Source organism: Actinomyces haliotis (assembly GCF_015355765.1).
GTDB classification, from domain to species: Bacteria; Actinomycetota; Actinomycetes; order Actinomycetales; family Actinomycetaceae; genus Actinomyces; species Actinomyces haliotis.
The window spans coordinates 29,947-46,543 of the sequence record NZ_JACWNA010000015.1; the positions used below are offsets into that span (position 1 = coordinate 29,947).

General features: G+C 71.9%; 18 protein-coding genes and 1 tRNA gene. 5 read left to right on the plus strand and 14 right to left on the minus strand.

Going from position 1 to position 16,597, the window contains the following annotated elements; translation table 11 throughout:
* Position 1 precedes the first annotated feature (1 nt).
* Positions 2-2,200, minus strand: coding sequence for a ferrous iron transporter B (gene feoB / locus IXW69_RS07685; protein WP_323745233.1), 2,199 nt, complete (start codon positions 2,198-2,200; stop codon positions 2-4).
* Positions 2,197-2,493, minus strand: coding sequence for a FeoA family protein (locus tag IXW69_RS07690; protein WP_228525070.1), 297 nt, complete (start codon positions 2,491-2,493; stop codon positions 2,197-2,199). The genes feoB and IXW69_RS07690 overlap by 4 nt, the downstream gene beginning before the upstream one ends.
* A 170-nt stretch (positions 2,494-2,663) precedes the next feature.
* On the opposite strand from IXW69_RS07690, the gene IXW69_RS07695 reads away from it, so the two are divergent.
* Positions 2,664-2,933 carry a ribbon-helix-helix domain-containing protein gene (locus IXW69_RS07695; protein WP_194785763.1) on the plus strand — a complete coding sequence of 90 codons (270 nt, stop codon included), beginning with the start codon at positions 2,664-2,666 and terminating at the stop codon, positions 2,931-2,933.
* A gap of 310 nt (positions 2,934-3,243) precedes the next feature.
* Here the strand turns inward: IXW69_RS07695 and IXW69_RS12205 are convergent, their stop codons facing one another.
* From IXW69_RS12205 to IXW69_RS07710, 4 genes are all read right to left on the minus strand, one after another.
* Positions 3,244-3,513 carry a GNAT family N-acetyltransferase gene (locus IXW69_RS12205; RefSeq protein WP_228525078.1) on the minus strand — a complete coding sequence of 90 codons (270 nt, stop codon included), beginning with the start codon at positions 3,511-3,513 and terminating at the stop codon, positions 3,244-3,246.
* Complete coding sequence (locus IXW69_RS07700; protein ID WP_228525102.1) at positions 3,399-3,785, minus strand: hypothetical protein; 387 nt, start codon at positions 3,783-3,785, stop codon at positions 3,399-3,401. Before IXW69_RS07700 ends, IXW69_RS12205 begins: the two co-directional genes overlap by 115 nt.
* Before the next feature lie 76 nt (positions 3,786-3,861).
* Positions 3,862-4,341, minus strand: coding sequence for a GNAT family N-acetyltransferase (locus tag IXW69_RS07705; RefSeq protein ID WP_194785764.1), 480 nt, complete (start codon positions 4,339-4,341; stop codon positions 3,862-3,864).
* 79 nt (positions 4,342-4,420) lie between these two features.
* A complete protein-coding gene (locus IXW69_RS07710; RefSeq protein WP_194785765.1) occupies positions 4,421-5,011 on the minus strand; it encodes a GNAT family N-acetyltransferase in 591 nt (196 codons plus the stop codon).
* A 41-nt stretch (positions 5,012-5,052) separates the two neighbouring features.
* Here IXW69_RS07710 and IXW69_RS07715 point away from each other — a divergent pair, with 41 nt between their 5' ends.
* Both IXW69_RS07715 and IXW69_RS07720 read left to right on the plus strand, forming a co-directional pair.
* The gene (locus IXW69_RS07715) at positions 5,053-5,616 is read left to right on the plus strand and encodes a GNAT family N-acetyltransferase (RefSeq protein ID WP_194785766.1); all 564 of its coding nucleotides are present in this window, start codon (positions 5,053-5,055) and stop codon (positions 5,614-5,616) included.
* A 46-nt stretch (positions 5,617-5,662) separates the two neighbouring features.
* A complete protein-coding gene (locus tag IXW69_RS07720; protein WP_194785767.1) occupies positions 5,663-6,463 on the plus strand; it encodes a methyltransferase domain-containing protein in 801 nt (266 codons plus the stop codon).
* A 43-nt stretch (positions 6,464-6,506) separates the two neighbouring features.
* On the opposite strand, the gene IXW69_RS07725 is transcribed toward IXW69_RS07720, so the two are convergent.
* From IXW69_RS07725 to IXW69_RS07755, 7 genes are all read right to left on the minus strand, one after another.
* Positions 6,507-6,998: an NUDIX hydrolase gene (locus tag IXW69_RS07725; RefSeq protein WP_194785768.1), complete on the minus strand. Its 492-nt coding sequence runs from the start codon at positions 6,996-6,998 to the stop codon at positions 6,507-6,509.
* 26 nt (positions 6,999-7,024) lie between these two features.
* Positions 7,025-7,810, minus strand: a complete 786-nt coding sequence (locus IXW69_RS07730) for a type 1 glutamine amidotransferase (protein ID WP_323745234.1) — start codon at positions 7,808-7,810, stop codon at positions 7,025-7,027.
* On the minus strand, positions 7,807-9,315 hold the full coding sequence (locus IXW69_RS07735) for a Mur ligase family protein (protein ID WP_194785769.1): 1,509 nt from the start codon (positions 9,313-9,315) through the stop codon (positions 7,807-7,809). The genes IXW69_RS07730 and IXW69_RS07735 overlap by 4 nt, the downstream gene beginning before the upstream one ends.
* Before the next feature lie 119 nt (positions 9,316-9,434).
* Entirely contained in the window at positions 9,435-11,024 is a 1,590-nt protein-coding gene (locus IXW69_RS07740) for a YegS/Rv2252/BmrU family lipid kinase (protein WP_194785770.1), read from the minus strand.
* Positions 11,025-11,265: 241 nt separating this feature from the next.
* A tRNA-Pro gene (locus tag IXW69_RS07745) sits at positions 11,266-11,339 on the minus strand.
* 140 nt (positions 11,340-11,479) lie between these two features.
* Positions 11,480-12,475, minus strand: coding sequence for a metallophosphoesterase (locus tag IXW69_RS07750; RefSeq protein WP_194785771.1), 996 nt, complete (start codon positions 12,473-12,475; stop codon positions 11,480-11,482).
* Between the two features lie 72 nt (positions 12,476-12,547).
* Positions 12,548-14,740 carry a transglycosylase domain-containing protein gene (locus tag IXW69_RS07755; RefSeq protein WP_194785772.1) on the minus strand — a complete coding sequence of 731 codons (2,193 nt, stop codon included), beginning with the start codon at positions 14,738-14,740 and terminating at the stop codon, positions 12,548-12,550.
* Between the two features lie 328 nt (positions 14,741-15,068).
* Between IXW69_RS07755 and IXW69_RS07760 the strand changes: the two genes are divergently transcribed.
* Positions 15,069-15,395 (plus strand): WhiB family transcriptional regulator, encoded by a 327-nt coding sequence (locus tag IXW69_RS07760; RefSeq protein WP_194785773.1) that lies wholly within the window; start codon positions 15,069-15,071, stop codon positions 15,393-15,395.
* 217 nt (positions 15,396-15,612) lie between these two features.
* Entirely contained in the window at positions 15,613-15,774 is a 162-nt protein-coding gene (locus tag IXW69_RS07765) for a DUF4177 domain-containing protein (protein WP_084355383.1), read from the plus strand.
* 117 nt (positions 15,775-15,891) lie between these two features.
* Here the strand turns inward: IXW69_RS07765 and IXW69_RS07770 are convergent, their stop codons facing one another.
* A complete protein-coding gene (locus tag IXW69_RS07770; RefSeq protein ID WP_323745235.1) occupies positions 15,892-16,569 on the minus strand; it encodes a Crp/Fnr family transcriptional regulator in 678 nt (225 codons plus the stop codon).
* Positions 16,570-16,597 lie beyond the last annotated feature (28 nt).

The following is a 16,597-nucleotide window of genomic DNA, read 5'->3' on the forward strand; positions in this document are numbered from 1 at the left end:
CCTAGATCAGCGCCGCGACGACGGCGTGCGTGAGCGCGCCCGCGACCCAGGCGATGACGAAGAGGTACCCGTAGGCAACGAGCGGCCACTTCCACGTGCCCGTCTCGCGGCGCATCGTCGCCGCCGTCGCCATGCACTGCATCGCGAAGACGAAGAACGCGAGGATCGCCGCGATCGTCGCCGGGTTGAAGAGCAGGTCGCCGGCGTGGTTCGTGATCGTGTCGTGCTGGTAGGTCATCCGGCTCAGGGCCGCCGTCGGGGCCTCCGGGTCCGCGGCGGCGCCGATCTGGCCGAGGGTCGCCACGAAGGTCTCGCGGGCGGCGAGGGAGGACAGGATCGCGACGTTGACGCGCCAGTCGAAGCCGAGGGGCTCGAAGACCGGCTCGAGGGCCTTGCCGATGGAGGCGCCGACCGAGTGGTCCATGACGTCCTGGGTCTGCTCCGCCGAGTACAGGGCGGCGAGCTCGTCGGGGTCGGTGACGACGTGACCGTCAGCGTCCTTCACCGTGGAGGACGACGGGTCCGCCACGGCCGCGGCGACCGCCGAGCAGCTGCTCGACTGCGCACAGGAGGCCTCGAACTGGGCCGTCGAGCGGCCCGGGACGTTGAGGAGACCCCACACGAGGAGCGTCGCGACGAGGATCGTCGTCCCGGCCTTCTTGAGGAAGCCCTTGCAGGCGTCCCAGACCATGAGCGCGACGGCGTGCGCCCGCGGCGCGCGGTAGGGCGGCATCTCCATGTAGAAGGGCAGGAGGACGCCCCCGCGGTCCGTCAGCTTCTTGACCGCCCAGGCCGCCGTCATCGCGGCGACCGCGCCTGCCAGGTAGAGGACGAACATGATGGTGCCGCGCGCCCCGAAGGGCCCCACCTTCGCCTCGGGCCCCACCATCATCGAGATCATGACGACGTAGACGGGCAGCCGGGCCGAGCAGGTCATGAGGGGCGCCGCGAGCATCGTCGCGAGCCGGTCCTTGGCGCTCGGCAGAGTGCGGGTCGCCATGATCCCCGGGATGGCGCAGGCCCAGGAGGACAGGAGTGCCACGAAGGCGCGCCCCTCCAGGCCGGCTGAGCTCATGACGCGGTCCATGAGGAACGCGGCGCGGGCCATGTAGCCGGTGCCCTCCATGACCGCGATGAGCAGGAACATGATGATGATCTGCGGCAGGAAGGTCATGACCGAGCCGATGCCGCCGATGATCCCGTCGCCCAGGAGTCCGGCGAGCAGCGGCGCGGAGCCGTCGAGCCAGGTGTGCACGAGGGAGCCGAGCCAGCCGAAGGCGGACTCGATGCCGTCCTGGAAGGGGGCGGCCCAGGCGAAGATCGCCTGGAAGAACAGGTACATGACCGCGAAGAAGACGATCGTCCCCCACACGGGGTGGAGGAGGACGCGGTCGATGCCGTGGGTGACGGCGTCCTCGCGCGGCGCCGTGTAGTCGGCGGCCGAGAGCACGGACTCGGTCCAGCTGAGCCGCTCCGCGCCGGAGGTGGGCGGGGCGAAGGGGACGCGCCCCCAGGCTCGCCAGTCGGCGATCATGGCGCGCAGCTGCGGGATCCCGGTGGCCCGGTTGCCGATGACGCGCACGGCCGGGACGCCGACGGCGCGGCCGAGGGCCTCGACGTCGAGGTGTCCGCCGCGGCGGGTGAGCTCGTCGGTCATGGTGACGGCGAGCGCCGTCGGCAACCCCATCGCGAGCGCCTGGGCGGCGAAGCCGAGCGAGCGGGACAGGGTCGTGGCGTCCACGACGACGACGAGCGCGTCGGGGGCGTCCTGCTCGCCGAGGCGGCCGGTGAGGACGTCGATGACGACCTGCTCGTCCGGGCTGATGGGGTCGAGGGAGTAGGCGCCGGGGAGGTCCTCGATGGTCACGGGGGTGCCGTCGTCGAGCTCGCAGGTGCCGACGGCGCGGGCGACGGTGACGCCCGGGTAGTTGCCGGTCTTGGCACGCAGCCCTGTGAGGGAGTTGTAGAGGGAGGTCTTGCCGGCGTTGGGTGCGCCCGCCAGGGCGACGCGGTCGGCGCCGTCGTGGACCGTGCCGGAGGCGGAGCCGCAGTGACATGAGACGCCGTCGCCCTCGCAGCCGGCGGCCGCTGAGGTCGTGGTGGCGGGGCTGTCGGCGTGGTCCGGGCGGCGCCCGATGGTGACGGCGGTGGCGCCCTCGCGCTTGGCGGGGCCAGGAGCGGCGGGGGAGTGACAGCTCACGCGATCTCCTCGACGAGGACGAGCGCGGCGTCGCGGCGGCGCAGGGACAGGGAGTAGGAGGCAACCCGGTAGACGGTGGGGTCGCCCATGGGGGCGCGGCGGCCGACCTCGACGACGCGGCCGGGCTCCATGCCGAGGTCGGCGAGGCGGTGGGCGAGCTGGGTGGAGTGCTCCTCGCTCACGGCGAGGACGCGGGCGTGGGCTCCGTGGCGCAGGGAGGAGAGGGGGACGGCGGTGCTGCTGCTGGTCGGTGCGCCCTGGGTGTCCGTGGTGTCAACGACGGCGGTGGTCAAGGGGATTGCCTAGCTCTCGGTGATGCGGTGCTGCGCTCGCGCGACGGGTCACGCGGCGAGATAAGGCTAGCCTTACATGAAAGAAATAAGCAACGCCGCCATTGCGGGATTCGATTGATCGGTGGTGCTTGGACGTGGGGCGGACGGATAGTTTCGTATACGATTTGTGTATGGGTGAGCATCTCCTCCACCGCAAGACAGTGACCGAGGCTCAGATTCAGGCCTGGGCCGACGAGGCTGAGGCCGGCTACGACCTCGCCTCGCTTCCGGCTCCCCGTCCTGGGCGCCCGCCGGTTGGCGACGGCCCAGGGACGGTGGTCACCGTTCGCCTTGACACCCGGACCCTTGAGGCGCTCGCGGAGCGCGCGCGAGCCGAGGGACTCGGCACCCGCTCCGAGGCGATTCGTGAAGCCGTCCGCCAGTGGGCGCACGTTGTCTGAGATCCATCCCTCGGCGTGAAAGCACTACGGGCGACCGGCTCAATGACGAGCTCGTGCTGGAGGCCTACGCGCACGCCCTGAGGCCGCGTCCGCTCGACGACGAGGACGACCCGCGACGGTGGCTCGTCATCGGCCTGGACCGGTCGGGGCGGGCCCTCGAGCTCGTCGTCCTCGTCTTCGATGAACGGCTCCGAGCTCCTCATCCACGCCATGAAGGCGCGTTCGCAGTACCTCGAGGGCTGAGCCCGCAGCTCCCGCGCCGACGCGGCGGTGCGCACCCACCCTTCCAGTCCGCCGGGCTCCTGACTCGTCAGGAGGCCGTCGCGGTCCGCGCCGACGGACGGATCCAGAAGCGGTGCTTGAGGCCGTCCGGGAGGACGTCATCGGCGTCCCTCTCGCCGCTGCAGGCGGGGATGGTCGCCTCGGAGGCCGCGTTGCCGGCGTCGCAGGTGACGAGCACGGGGCTCACGCCCTCCGCGGCCAGGCGCGCCACGGCCTGCGTGAGCATCTGCGTGGCGTACCCGCGTCGGCGGTGCTCGGGCGCGACGGCGTAACCGACGTGCCCTCCGAAGCGCCGCAGTCCTCGTTGAGCTCGTGCCGGATCGAGACGCGACCGACGACCGCGCCGTCGACCTCGCCCAGGAGGAAGTCGGCGCGGACGCGTCCGGGTGGGAGGTCGGTGCCGGCGGCCTCGCGCTCCACCTGGGCGAGGGGCTCCTCCCACGATCCTTCGGCGAGGAGGAAGGAGAAGACCTCAGCGTTGAGCTGCTCGTGGTAGCGGCGGCAGACGGCCTCGTCGCCGGCTCTGGGCGGGCGCAGCGTCAGGGCAGGTGCAGGGGAGGGCTCAGGCATGGCGAGACACTACCGGGGCTCCGTGGCGTCACGGCACGGCACGGCGCGACCGTCGACAGCGTCGTGCGTGAGCGCGTCATGGCTCGAGCGGCATGAGCATGATGAGGCAGGGCGTGCCCTCGCCCCACAGGTCCGTCTCCTCGAGCTCGAGGAAGCCGACCTTCCGGTAGAACTCGCGCGTGCGCGCGTATCCGGCGTCGGGGTGCGAGGCACCGAGGGTCTTGACCTGGAGAAGGCGCACGCTGTCCGCCCGGCACGCCTCGACGACGGCCCGGACCATCTCGTGTCCGATGCCCTGGCCGTGGTGGGTGCGGTCGACGACGATGAGGTGGAGGTCCGCCTCCCATGGGAAGTGGCGGTTGACGAGGGTGACACCGACGACGGTCCCGGCGCTGTCGCGCACCGTCCACGTCTCGAGGCGACGGGAGTCCTCGATGTACTCGCGGTTCGAGTCCGGCTGCCCGAACCACTCCGGGACGGTCGCGAGCAGGCGCGCGACGTCGTCGGGGACGTGCACGTCACGGGTGCAGCGCCAGCGGGCCGGATCCGTGCTCATGCCGTTCTCCTTTCGGTTGCGGGCCGGGCGAGGGAGTAGACCTGACGACGGCCGGCCAGCCGGACGTTATTGATCGCGCTCATGGAGCCAGCCTCCCAGGTCGACCGTCCACGTGGTCGGTTCCGAGCGGGAGCCGCGGACCCACGGGTGCCGGGTCGCTCCTCAGTCGCCCGTAAGTGAGGACGTCGATCCGCTCGCCGTCGACGAGGAACTTCCCCCGCTCCACGCCCTCCTGGACGAATCCGGCCGCCCGCGCGACCCCGCCCGAGGCGGGGTTGTTGGCGCGGTGACCGAGCTCGAGACGCTCCAGTCCCAGGCCTTCCGGATCCAGGGCGTGGTCGGCGACGGCGGCTGCCGCGGCACTCATGACGCCAGTGCCCCTGACCGCTGGGTGCGCCCAGTAGAAGAACCACCCCGTGAGGTTCTCGCTGTCGATGGCGAGGCCGGCGAGGGCTCGTGCGGGTCCGGCGTCGTCAACGGCGACCCAGGCGCGGTGCCCTGTCGGGGCGTCGGTGAGGCGGCGCAGGTAGGTCCGCGCGTCCTCAAGATCGGTGACGTCGCCCTGGCGCGCCATCTCCGGGTCCGCGAGGAAGGCCTCAAGGACGGCGGGCGCGTCCGAGAGGAGGGCCGGGCGCAGGATCCAGTCAGGTGGTGGGGAGGGCTCAGTCATGGCGCGAGGGTAGCCGCCGTGCCGCTCCCTAAACTGGGCGCGTGAACGCCGAGTCTCAGTCGAGCGCCGACGAGTGGGCCGCCGGCCTCGCCTTCGCCCCGATGACGCTCCCCGAGGCGCGGGAGATCGCCGACGTCTGGCGCTACCCGGAGCCCTACAGCTTCTACGACGCCGACGCGGACCCCGAGGACTACGCCGAGCTCATCGACCCCGAGCAGTGGCCTGAGGTCTTTCTCGCTGCGCACGACTCCGACGGCGGGCTCGTCGGCTTCGTCACCGGCGAGCGGCTCGACGACGCCGAGGTCGACGGAGCAGACGCCGTCCCCGACGACGACGCCGCCGCGTCCGAGGGCGCCGGCAGCGAGATCGCCCTCGGCCTGCGCCCGGACCTCACCGGCGGCGGCCGCGGTCTGCCCTTCCTCCGTGCCGGACTCGAGCGGCTGAGTGCTGCGGGCCTGCCCGGTCCCGTCGTCCTCGAGGTCGCCGCCTTCAACCGGCGCGCTGTCACCGTCTACGAGCGCGCCTGCTTCCGCGTCCTCGCCGAGCACGACCAGGAGACCAACGGCGGCGTCTTCCCCTTCCTCCGAATGCAGCGGGACGCCTGACGAGCAGGGCCGGTCGGGCGGCCGGGCCCAGACCTACCGTGCTGCCATGCCCGCTCGCTACACCCACGGCCACGGTGCCACCGTCCTCGCCAACCACGCCCACCGCACGGCAGCCGACTCCGCCGCCTACCTCCTGCCGCACCTGCGACCCGGACTCTCCCTCCTCGACGTCGGCTGCGGCCCTGCGACGATCACCGCGGACCTCGCCGAGGCCGTCGCACCGGGCCGCGTCGTCGCCCTCGACGGCGCCCCCGCCGCCATCGAGGCCGCCCGCGCCACCCTCGAGAGTCGCGGGCTCACCGGCTCCGTCGAGCTCGTCGAGGCTGACCTGTTCGCCCTGCCCTTCCCGGACGGCGCCTTCGACGTCGTTCACGCCCACCAGGTTCTCCAGCACGTCGCCGACCCGGTGGCCGCTCTGCGCGAGATGCGGCGCGTCACCCGACCCGGTGGGATCGTCGCCGCCCGCGACGCCGTCTACTCCGCAATGACCTGGTACCCCCGGCCCGCCGGCATGGACCGCTGGCGCGAGGTCTACATGACGACCGCCCGGTCCAACGGCGGGGAGCCCGACGCCGGCAGCCGTCTCCTCGCCTGGTGCCGCGAGGCCGGCCTGGAGGGCGTCACCTGCTCCGCGTCGACCTGGTGCTACGCCGACGACGACCTTCGCGGCTGGTGGGGCGGCACCTGGGCCGAGCGGTGCCTCACCTCCTTCGGGCCGCAGGCCGGGGCCGCCGGAACGGCGACCCGTGCGGAGCTTGAGGCGATGGCCGCCGACTGGCGGACGTGGTCGACCTCGCCGGACGGCTGGTTCGCCGTCGTCCACGGCGAGGTGCTCGCCCGCGTCTGAGGACGGCGCGCTCGCCGCCCGTCTGAGCCGGCTGAGCCGCGGCTCAGCGGAAGCGGGCGCCGGTGCTCGGGTCGGCGAGCCACGCCCGGGCGGCCTCGATCCGGCTCGCGGCCGAGCGGCGCAGCCCGCCCGGCAGCTCATCGGGTGAGAACCAGGCGACGTCGGTCGACTCCTCGTCGCCCACGTGAGCCGTCGCGGCGGTCTCGGCGTCGATCCGCGCGATGAAGTTGATCGACATGAAGACGCAGCGGTCCCCGTTGGGGAACTCCATCGGCTCCTCCGCCTCGACGCCCGTGACTGCGAGGATCTCCGGGGTCACGCCGGTCTCCTCCTGGCACTCGCGCAGGGCGGCAGCGGCCGGCTGCTCGCCGGGCTCGGGGATACCGGAGACGACGGCCCACTGGTCCGTGTCAGATCGGCGGCCCAGGAGGAAGCGGCCCTCGGGATCGACGACGACGACGCTCACGCCGGGCAGCCAGAGCTGGTCGTGCCCGATCTTCTCTCGCAGGGACAGGATGAACTCGGGAGTCGCCATGTCCCCCAGGCTAACCGGAGGGCCGCTCAGCGCGGGCGGGCCATGGCGACCTCGCGGGCGCGCACCGCCCAGCGCTCCACCGGGTCGTCGATCGGCTCCGGATCCCAGGTCCCGCCCGCGTGCTCGACGGCGCGCGCCAGGAGCCAGTCCGCCACGGCCGGGTTCTTCGGCAGGATCGAGCCGTGCAGGTACGTGCCGATGACGTTGTCGGCGCGCGCCCCCTCGGAGCCGTCCTGCCCGTTGTTGCCGTCGCCGGTCACCACGGTCCCGAAGCGCGTCGCGCCCTCCGAGAGGGTCGTCAGCCCCGAGTGGTTCTCGTAGCCGACGACCTTCCCGAAATCGAGGGTGTCCAGGGTGATGTTGCCGATGAGGCGTCCGGGCCCGGCGACGGTCTCCGCGTCGAAGACGCTGATCCCGGGGATCTCGCCTCCGGTGGCCGTGACGAAGCGGTGCCCGAAGAGCTGGTACAGGCCGCAGATGACGAGCATCGGCACGCCGTCGGCCGCCCAGGCGCGCAGCTCGGCGGCCCGCTCGACGAGGTCCGCCTTGATCCGCTCCTGGCCGGAGTCCTGGCCGCCGCCGCCCACGACGAGGTCGACCCCGCCGTCGGCCGTGGGCAGCTCGTCCCCGGGGTCGTAGGCGAGGACCTCGACGTCGTAGCCCTGCCACTGGGCGCGGCGCGCGAGCGTGAGGGTGTTGCCCCAGTCGCCGTAGATGTTCATGTCCCGCGGGTAGAGCTGCAGGAGGCGCAGCGAGCCGCGGGCGGAGCCGTCCGTCGTGTGCTCGTAGAGGACCGGGTCGGTGCTGCTCACTTCATGACCTCCTCGACGTCGGTGAGGCGGGCGAGCCGGGCACGGAGCGCCAGCATCGCCGTGTACGTGGTGAAGACGCGCATGTCGGCGGCCGAGCCGGCGTCGTCGCGGGGTGTGCTGCCGGCGTCCGCGTCGACGTTCTTGGCGGCCGCCTTGCGCAGCCGCTCGATGGCGCGGTCCAGGTCCGGCTCGACGACGCCGACGGGCACCTCGTCGTAGCGCAGCCGCAGCGCCATGTCCCAGGCGCGCACGCCGGTGACGACGGCGACGCCCTCCTCGCGCAGGGCCGAGAAGTCGACGTCCCACAGCCAGGACATGTCGCGTCCGTCGGCGTACTCGTCGTTGATCGCGATCATGACGGTCTCGGGGCCGCTGACGCGCACGGCCTCCTCCGCGGTGAGCAGGCCCATGCGGAAGCCCGCGGGGTTCTTGACGAGGGAGAGCTGGACGTCGTGCCCGTCGAGGGTGAGGACCTCTCCGCGGCCGAAGGCGGCCTGGACCTCCGACAGGGTCCGCAGCGCCCGCTCGAGGTCGACCCGCTCGCCGAGGACCTCGAGGGCGAGGGCGAGGGCCGCGCAGGCGTTGAGCTGGTTGTGGATCCCGGGGATCGCGAAGTCGACCGTGCGCTCCTCGCCGTCGACGCGGACGGCGGCCCGCTGACCCTCGATGTGCTCGAGGACGACGCGGGGCACCGGCACGACCTGCTCCGACGGCGGGGCGACGGTCTCGCCGACCGTGGCCTCGCGGGAGGCGGAGGCGCGCGGGACGTCGTCGGCGCCCGTGCTCGCTGGAGCGGCGTCGCCGGCGGCGTGCGCCTCGGCCGGCTCGGAGGCGGAGCCCGTCGTGCCGCCGGTGCGCAGGTCGTCGTCGGACAGGAAGAGGGAGCGCAGCGCCGGGCCGGCCCCGAAGCCGGCCCTGCGCGCGTTCAGGTCCCCGAGGAAGGTGGCGCTGCCCAGACGCGGGTCGTCGACGTTGACGACGACGACCTCGCTCGTCGCGGCGGCGACCTTGTGGAGCAGGGAGGCGGTGTAGTCGATCTCGCCGAACCGGTCGAGCTGGTCGCGCATGACGTTGAGGAGGAGGCAGGCGCGCGGGTGCACGAGCTCCACGAAGCGCACCGCGTGGGCCTCGTCGAGCTCCAGGACGGCGACGTCGGCGTGCACGCGTCCGGCGGCGTCCACCTCCGTGAGCAGGGAGGCGAGGACGCCGCGCACGAAGTTCGAGCCGGTGCGGTTGGTGAGGACGCTCAGCCCCTGGTCCTCGAGGAGCTGGACGACCATCTTCGTCGTCGTCGTCTTGCCGTTCGTGCCGGAGACGACGATGACGCCCTGGGGGAGCTGGTCGAGGGTCCGCTTGAGGAAGCCCGGGTCCGTGCGCTCCATGACGAGGCCGGGGAAGGCGGTGCCGCCGGAGCCGCCGCCGCGCACCCTGGCCGCGGCGCGGGCCGCCCGCCCGAGGGCCACCGTGGCGCGCGATCGCAGGGACGCGGGGATCGGGGCTGCCATGGATCGCTCCTGACGTGTCGTGAGGGTGGGGCCGCAGCCAGTCTAGGCGGCGGCCGGCTGCGGCCCGGGGGAGGGACGGCACCGCGCGGCGCGGCCGGCTGCCTCCGGGCTGAAGGATCTCAGGAAGCCGGCTGGACGACGCGCAGCGCCCCGGGCTCGACCTCGATCTCGAGGTTGCTCGTCTCGCCCTCCGTGTCCCCGTCGAGCTCGAAGGGGACAGGAGAGTCCGCCTCGAGCCGGATGCGGCGCGCCTGGAGCAGGGTGAAGCCGTCCATCTCCCGGCCCATGAGGATCTGCGCTCCGAGCTTGGCCCAGTCAGCGACCCGCTCAGGGCTGGCGAGCATGAGGTCGACGACGCCGTCGTCCGGGTTCGCGTCCGGGAAGAGGGTCATGCCGCCGGTGATGGTGCCGACGTTGCCGAGGAGCGCCATGACGACGTCGTGCTGCTGGGGCTCGCCGTCGTCGAGGGTGACGGTCACGGTGAAGGGCTCCGGGACGGCGTTCTGGACCGCGGCGACGGCGTAGGCGCCCGAGCGGATGACCTTCTTGAGGTCGTCGTTGGTCGAGTCCATGATCTGCGCGTCCAGGCCCAGCCCCGCCATGACGACGAAGCGGTCCTCGCCGTCGTCCCAGGCGCACCGCACGACGTCCACCGGTCGGTCCTCGCCCGTGAGCGCCAGGCGGAGCGCGGCGTCGGTGTCGAGCGGGATCCCGAGGTTGCGGGCGAGGAGGTTGCCTGTGCCCGAGGGGATGAGCGCGACGGGTACGCCCGTGCCCGTGAGATCCGCGCACACGACCCGGACCGTGCCGTCGCCTCCGGCGATGATGACGAGGTCCACCTCGGCCGCGACCGCGCGACGGGCGGCCTCGCGCCCGGGGTCGTCGGCCTCGGTCTCGAGCCACAGGCTCGGTTGCCAGCCGGCGCGCAGGATCTCCGCCTCCACGCGGCGGCGCAGGAGGGAGAGGTCGTCGAACTTCGTGGGGTTGAGGATGATGGCGGCGCGCTTGTCGACGGTGCCCTCCGGGAGGCCGAGGTGGGCCCACCCGGCGAGGATGGGGTCGATACCGCCGATCGTGAGCCCGAGGTTGGCGAAGGCGCCACCCAGGAGCAGGCCGCCGATGACGTCGGACACGTGCTCGAGACCCATGGCCCACTGCGCGACGGCGGTGAGGAGCACGACGCCGCCCCCGGTCAGGGCCCAGGTGACGATCGAGGTGGAACCGCGCCGGTGCGCGCGGGTGAGGGTGACGAGGACCCAGGCGCCGAGGGTGACGGCGGTGACGTGCCCTGCGGGGTAGGCGCCGCCGACGTGCGAGATGGAGTCCGTGAACGCCGTGGCCGGGCGGTCGACGTCGACGAGGAACGAGAGGAGCAGCTGGACGACGATGCCGGCGGCCCCGACCCCGAGGGCGAGGGAGAGGCGCCGCATCCGCTGCTTGAAGGAGAAGACGGCGACGCCGATGATCGCGGCGAGGATGAGGAAGGGGTGGGTGAGGAGGCTGAAGGCCTCCGCGATCTGCCCGAGTGAGGATCGTGGGGCGAGGGCCGGGCGCTGGAGCGAGGCGTCGAGACCGGCGAGCGTGCCGCGCAGCACGAGCCGGGACCAGATGAGGAACCCCGCGACGAAGGCGCCGGAGAGCACCGTCTCGAGCTGGGTGAGGCGGGAGCGGGGCCCGGCGGGCCGCTGGGTGTGCGTGGTGGAGCTCATCCCGGCAAGCGTATGGGCAGAGCAGGTCGGCCGCGTGTCAGGCCTGCCGGTGCGGACGTCGGGTGACTCGCGTGGGAACGTGCCCGCGCCACAGCACCTCCGTGGGAACGTGCCTGCGCTCTGAGAACGAGGGTGACGCCCTCGTTCTCAGAGCGCAGGCACGTTCCCAGCGGATGGCGGTGGGCACGACGAAGGCCCGGCTCCTGAGAGCCGGGCCTTCGGGGTCCTGGTGGACCGTGAGTCGGGGTGGCGGGATTTGAACCCACGACCTCTTCGTCCCGAACGAAGCGCGCTACCAAACTGCGCCACACCCCGTGTGCAGCGGAGACACTATATCCACCGCCGGGCCGGGGACGGAAATCTTTCCCCTGAGGGCTGGGTCACGCCGTCGCCGCGTCGGCGCTGCGTCGGCCCTGCGTCGGCCCCGTGCCGACGACGTCGCCGCCGGCTCCCTCTCAGCCGTGCGGCAGGAGCGTGAGGAGCGTGGCCTCGGGGCGGCAGGCGACGCGCACCGGCGTGTACGGGCTCGTGCCCAGACCCGCGGACACGTGCAGATACATGTGGTCCGCCGCGGCCGGCGTCCCGATCCTCCCGGGCCACTGCGACAGGCCCGAGACGCGATGACGGTCCAGGTCGCAGTTGGTGACGAGTGCGCCGTAGAAGGGCAGGCAGAGCTGGCCGCCGTGGGTGTGTCCGGCCAGCGCCAGGTCGACGTCGTCGGCGCTCATGGCGTCGAGGACGCGGCGGTAGGGGGCGTGGAGGAGCCCGAGGCGCAGCGGGCGGCCGTCCGCGTCGAGGACGGCGGGCGTGCCGGCCGGTGCGGTCGGGTCGTCGGCCGACGGCGCCGGGTACTCGTCGCGCTCGGCGTGCGGGTCGTCGACGCCGACGAGCTCGATGCTGCGGCCCCGCACGGACATCGTCCCGCGGGCGTTCGTGAGGTCCACCCAGCCTCCGGAGGCCTGGATGTCGCGCACCTCCTCCCAGGGGAGTGCCTCGATCTGCTCCTCCTTGTCGGGGTCGTTCGCGGTGCGGGGGTCGCGGCGCAGGTACCGGGTCGGGGACTTGAGGACCGTCGTGCGGTAGTCGTGGTCCCCCATGACGAAGGCACCGGGGAGGTCGGTGAAGGGCTCGAGCGCGCGGCGCAGCGGCTTCAGGCCGTTGGCGAACGAGAGGTTGTCGCCCGTGTCGACGACGACGTCGGGGTGCAGGTCCGCGAGCGCGCGCACCCAGTCCACGCGGGCGTGGTCCCGCTCGGTGAGGTGCAGGTCGGACAGGTGGAGGACGGTGATCGGGTCCTCACCGACGGCGAGCACGGGCACCTCGACGCGACGCAGGACGGGCATGCGCGCCTCGACGAGGGCGTAGCCGAGGAGGCCCGCGCCGGCGGCGGCCGTGGCGCCGAGGGCGCGGGCGGTGCCGCGGAGGAAGGAGCTGCTGGTCTCGCTGGTCATGGGCTCATGATGCCAGCGAGCGGCCGCCGGGGTGCTCCCGGTGGCCGCTCACTCGCTGGGTGGCGGTGCTGGTCAGTGCTTGCCGTTGCCCTGGGTGAGCCCGTCCGTGCTCTGGGCGGTCGCACCGGTGGTCGCGCCGTCGGTGGCGGTGCCGGAGTCCGACGCCGTCGAGGCGCCGAGGTCCACCTGGTTGAAGTCCTGGACGGGCTGACCGGCGAGGGCGGCGTCCATGTAGGTCTTCCACAGGGGTGCCGGCGCGTCCGAGCCGTACATCGTCTCGTAGTAGCGGCCGCCGATGTACTGGCCCTGCATGCCGTAGTAGCCGTCGGAGTGACCCATCCACACGGCCGCGGCGAGCTGCGGGGTGAAGCCCACGAACCAGGCGTTGTCCATCTTGTCCGTGGTGCCCGTCTTTCCGGCGGCCGGGCGGTTGTCAAGGGTCGCCGCGGGCGCCGTACCGGACTTGCCGAGGACGTTGGTCAGTGTGAGGGCCACCTTGTCGGCGGCGGTCGAGTCCATAACGGAGTGGCAGCCGGCCTCCGGGACCTTGAGGTCCTTGCCGTCGGCGTCCTTGATGGCCGTGATGGCGATCGGCTTGCAGTAGGTGCCGTGCGCGGCGAAGGTGGCGTAGGCGTTGGCCATGGCCAGCGGGGTCACCTCCTGGGCGCCCAGGATGATGGAGGGGCGCGGGTCGAGGTTGGAGCCGTCGGCCTTGGTGACCCCCATGTCGGCGGCGAGCTGGGAGACGTCGCAGACGTTCATCTCGGTCAGCATGCGCGCGTAGCCGACGTTGATGGACATCGAGGTGTTCTGGATGACGTTGTGCGTGCCGCCCTCGGAGGGGTTCGCGTTGCTCACCTTCCAGGAGTCGGCCATCTCGGGGTGGCAGGGGATGGTCCACGCTGAGCGGGCGAAGGTGGTCGGGCTCGTGTTCATCGAGGCGTAGCCCGACTTCCCGAGCTGGTACCACTGCGCGAGCACGAAGGTCTTGAAGGCCGAGCCCGGCTGGAAGCCGTTGGAGTCGAGTCCGCCGTGCGCGGAGTCCGCCGCGTAGGAGATCTGCGTGGCATTCGCGTCGTTCGCCGAGGCGTCCCCGTAGTTCGTGTTCTGGGACATCGCGAGCACCTTGCCGGTCCCCGGTTCGACGGACACGAGCGCCGCCTTGACGTTGGACGGGTCGTTCGTCGGGACGTAGGCCTGGACGGCGTCGTCGGCCGCCTTCTGCTTGGCCGGGTCGAGGGTCGTCGTGATGGTCAGCCCACCGCGCAGGAGGACCTGCTCGCGCTCGGCCTGTGTCTTGCCGTAGATCGAGGAGGACTCGATCTCGCCGACCACGTACTGGCAGAAGTACGCGGCGGATCCTGCCGTGCCGCAGCCGCCGACGGCGTCCTTGACGTGCAGCATGTCCGCGATCTGGGTGTTGAGGCCGTCCTCGTACTGCTGCTTGGTGATGAACTGCTCCTCGTACATCTTCTTGAGGACCCAGTCCATGCGGGACTTCGCCTTGTCCGGGTACGTGACGGGGTCGTAGGCGCCAGGCGCGTTGGTGAGGCCGGCCAGCAGCGCGGCCTCGGTGACGGTGAGGTCCTTGGCGGACTTCGAGAAGTAGTGCTGGGCGCTGGCCTCGACGCCGTAGGTCGAGGGGCCGAACGCCGCGATGTTGAGGTAGCCCTCGAGGATCTGCTGCTTGGAGTACTTCTGCTCCAGGGTGAGCGCGTACTTGATCTCGCGGAGCTTGCGGGAGACGGTCGGCTCCTTCGCCGCGGCGATGCCCGCCTTGTCGCCCTTCTGGAGGGCGGACTCGACGAGGACGTTGCGGACGTACTGCTGGGTGAGGGTCGAGGCGCCCTGGGTCTCCCCGGAGTTCGCGTTGGAGACGAGCGCGCGGACGATGCCCGCGGGGTCGACGCCCTTGTGCTCGTAGAAGCGCCGGTCCTCGACCGCGACGATCGCGTTCTGGATGTTGGGCGACATGTCCGCCAGCTTCACGACGATGCGGTTCTCCGCGTAGAACTGCGCGAGCTCCGTGCCGTCGGAGGCCTTGATGACGGAGACCTGGCTCGGCTCGAGGACGTTGAAGTCACTCGGCAGCTCGTCGAAGAGCTTCTGCGAGGCGTTGGTGACCGCGGCGGCACCGCCGACGAGCGGCGCGGCGAAGCCCGCAGTGAGGATGCCGCCGACCCCCGAGAGCAGGAGGAAGACGAGCAGCATCGCGATGACCTGCGCTGGGGAGAGCGACCGGTCACGGGAGGAGGCGTTCGACATGGGGTCAGGGTACGTGCCGCTCACGCCCGAGCGCTGTGGGGCACGGCATGGCGGACCTGGAAATCGGCTAGGAGCCGCGCCTCGTGGGCCTGTGAGTCGCCGACGACGCGCCGAGGGGGGCGAGGCCGGTCGATGAGTCCGTGGTGACCCGAGGCGAGGGCGGGGGCCCTGATGAAGAGCCCTGCCATACACCACGCGACTCTGCCGACACGCCAGAACGCGGGTGGGTCGTGGTGTGGATTTGGTCAACCGGCGAGGTTGGGAATACCTTCAGGGTGTGACGCGGGTGACAGCGCCGTCACCCGGTGTGATATGGGGGGAAGTAGCAATGACGACGATCGATCAGTCCTGGGCCGTCCGAGCAGCCTGTGCGAACGTCGAGCCGGACCAGCTCTTCGGCAAGGGTGCCGAGCAGCGCGACGCGCGTTCGTTGTGCTTCGCGTGCCCCGTGCGCATGGAGTGCCTCGCCGAGGCCCTCGACTCGGAGTCCTCCTTCGGTGTGTGGGGTGGGCTCACCGAGCGCGAGCGCCGCGCCCTCCTGCGTCGCTTCCCTGAGGTCGAGGACTGGGGTGCCTGGCTCCAGCGCGAGGACGACGATCTCGTCGCGGAGATCCACGCCCACCGGGCTCCGCGGATCCTCGCCCGCGTCCGCTGAGCCGCTGAGACGGAGCCGCGCCGCCTGCGGCGTCCGCTCCACCCAGGGCTGCACCAGCTCCGCCGTCCGCTCCACCCAGGGCTGCACCAGCTCCGCCGTCCGCTCCACCCAGAGCTACACCGCCTGCGGCGTCCGCTCCACCCAGAGCTACACCGCCTGCGGCGTCCGCTCCACCCAGAGCTACACCGCCTGCGGCGTCCGCCGTAGGCTTCGGGGCATGACTACTTGGGAATACGCCACGCTGCCCCTGCTCACCCACGCGACGAAGCAGATCCTCGACCAGTGGGGCGCTGACGGCTGGGAGCTCGTCCAGGTCGTCCCCGGACCGACCGGCTCGGACAACCTCGTCGCCTACATGAAGCGACCGAAGAACGACTGACGCCCTCCCCGACGCCGCCGGCATCGAGTCCGGTCGCTGAGGGCACGACGAAGGGGCGGGGTGGTCCCCGATCGGTGACCACCCCGCCCCTTCCGCGTCCTGGTTGAGGCGCTCTTCTCAGCGGGCGCGGCGGCGCAGGCGGTCGACGTCGAGGAGCGTGACGGCGCGGCCCTCGAGGCGGATCCAGCCGCGGGAGACGAACTCGGCGAGCGACTTGTTGACGGTCTCGCGGGAGGCGCCGACGAGCTGGGCGAGCTCCTCCTGGGTGAGGTCGTGCGGCACGTGGACGCCGTCCTCCGTCGTCGAGCCGAAGCGGTCCGCGAGGTCCAGCAGGGCCTTCGCGACACGGCCGGGGACGTCGGAGAAGACGAGGTCCGCGAGGGCCGTGTTCGTGCGGCGCAGACGCTGGGCGAGGGCGCGCAGCATGTCCTTGGCGAGAGCCGGGTGCGTCTCGATGAAGCTCATGAGCTGGTTGTGCTCGAGCGTGAGCATCTCGGTGGGCGCGACGGCGGTCGCGGTGGTGGAGCGCGGGCCCGGGTCGAACAGGGTGAGCTCACCGACGATCTCGCCGGGGCCGAGGACTGCGAGGAGGTTCTCGCGGCCGTCCGGGGAGGCGTGGCCGAGCTTCACCTTGCCGGACAGGAGGATGTAGAGGCGGTCACCCGAGTCCCCCTCGTTGAAGAGGGTCTCGCCGCGACGCAGGGTCGTCTGCGTCATCATGGAGCGGAGCTCCTCCTGCTCCTCCGGGCTCATCCCCTCGAAGAGCGGGATCCTGGAGATGATGCTGTCTTCCACGAAGTATCCTCCTGGTGGTCGTCGTCGG

Bases quoted from the DNA above. Each gene is read 5' to 3' on its own strand.
- IXW69_RS07700 (WP_228525102.1), bottom strand. From the start codon at position 3,785: ATGCCTGAGCCCTCCCCTGCACCTGCCCTGACGCTGCGCCCGCCCAGA.
- IXW69_RS07750 (WP_194785771.1), bottom strand. From the start codon at position 12,475: ATGACCAGCGAGACCAGCAGCTCCTTCCTCCGCGGCACCGCCCGCGCC.
- IXW69_RS07740 (WP_194785770.1), bottom strand. From the start codon at position 11,024: ATGAGCTCCACCACGCACACCCAGCGGCCCGCCGGGCCCCGCTCCCGC.
- IXW69_RS07765 (WP_084355383.1), top strand. From the start codon at position 15,613: ATGACTACTTGGGAATACGCCACGCTGCCCCTGCTCACCCACGCGACG.
- IXW69_RS07710 (WP_194785765.1), bottom strand. From the start codon at position 5,011: ATGACTGAGCCCTCCCCACCACCTGACTGGATCCTGCGCCCGGCCCTC.
- IXW69_RS07755 (WP_194785772.1), bottom strand. From the start codon at position 14,740: ATGTCGAACGCCTCCTCCCGTGACCGGTCGCTCTCCCCAGCGCAGGTC.
- IXW69_RS07725 (WP_194785768.1), bottom strand. From the start codon at position 6,998: ATGGCGACTCCCGAGTTCATCCTGTCCCTGCGAGAGAAGATCGGGCAC.
- IXW69_RS07720 (WP_194785767.1), top strand. From the start codon at position 5,663: ATGCCCGCTCGCTACACCCACGGCCACGGTGCCACCGTCCTCGCCAAC.
- IXW69_RS07695 (WP_194785763.1), top strand. From the start codon at position 2,664: ATGGGTGAGCATCTCCTCCACCGCAAGACAGTGACCGAGGCTCAGATT.
- IXW69_RS07705 (WP_194785764.1), bottom strand. From the start codon at position 4,341: ATGAGCACGGATCCGGCCCGCTGGCGCTGCACCCGTGACGTGCACGTC.
- IXW69_RS07760 (WP_194785773.1), top strand. From the start codon at position 15,069: ATGACGACGATCGATCAGTCCTGGGCCGTCCGAGCAGCCTGTGCGAAC.
- IXW69_RS07735 (WP_194785769.1), bottom strand. From the start codon at position 9,315: ATGGCAGCCCCGATCCCCGCGTCCCTGCGATCGCGCGCCACGGTGGCC.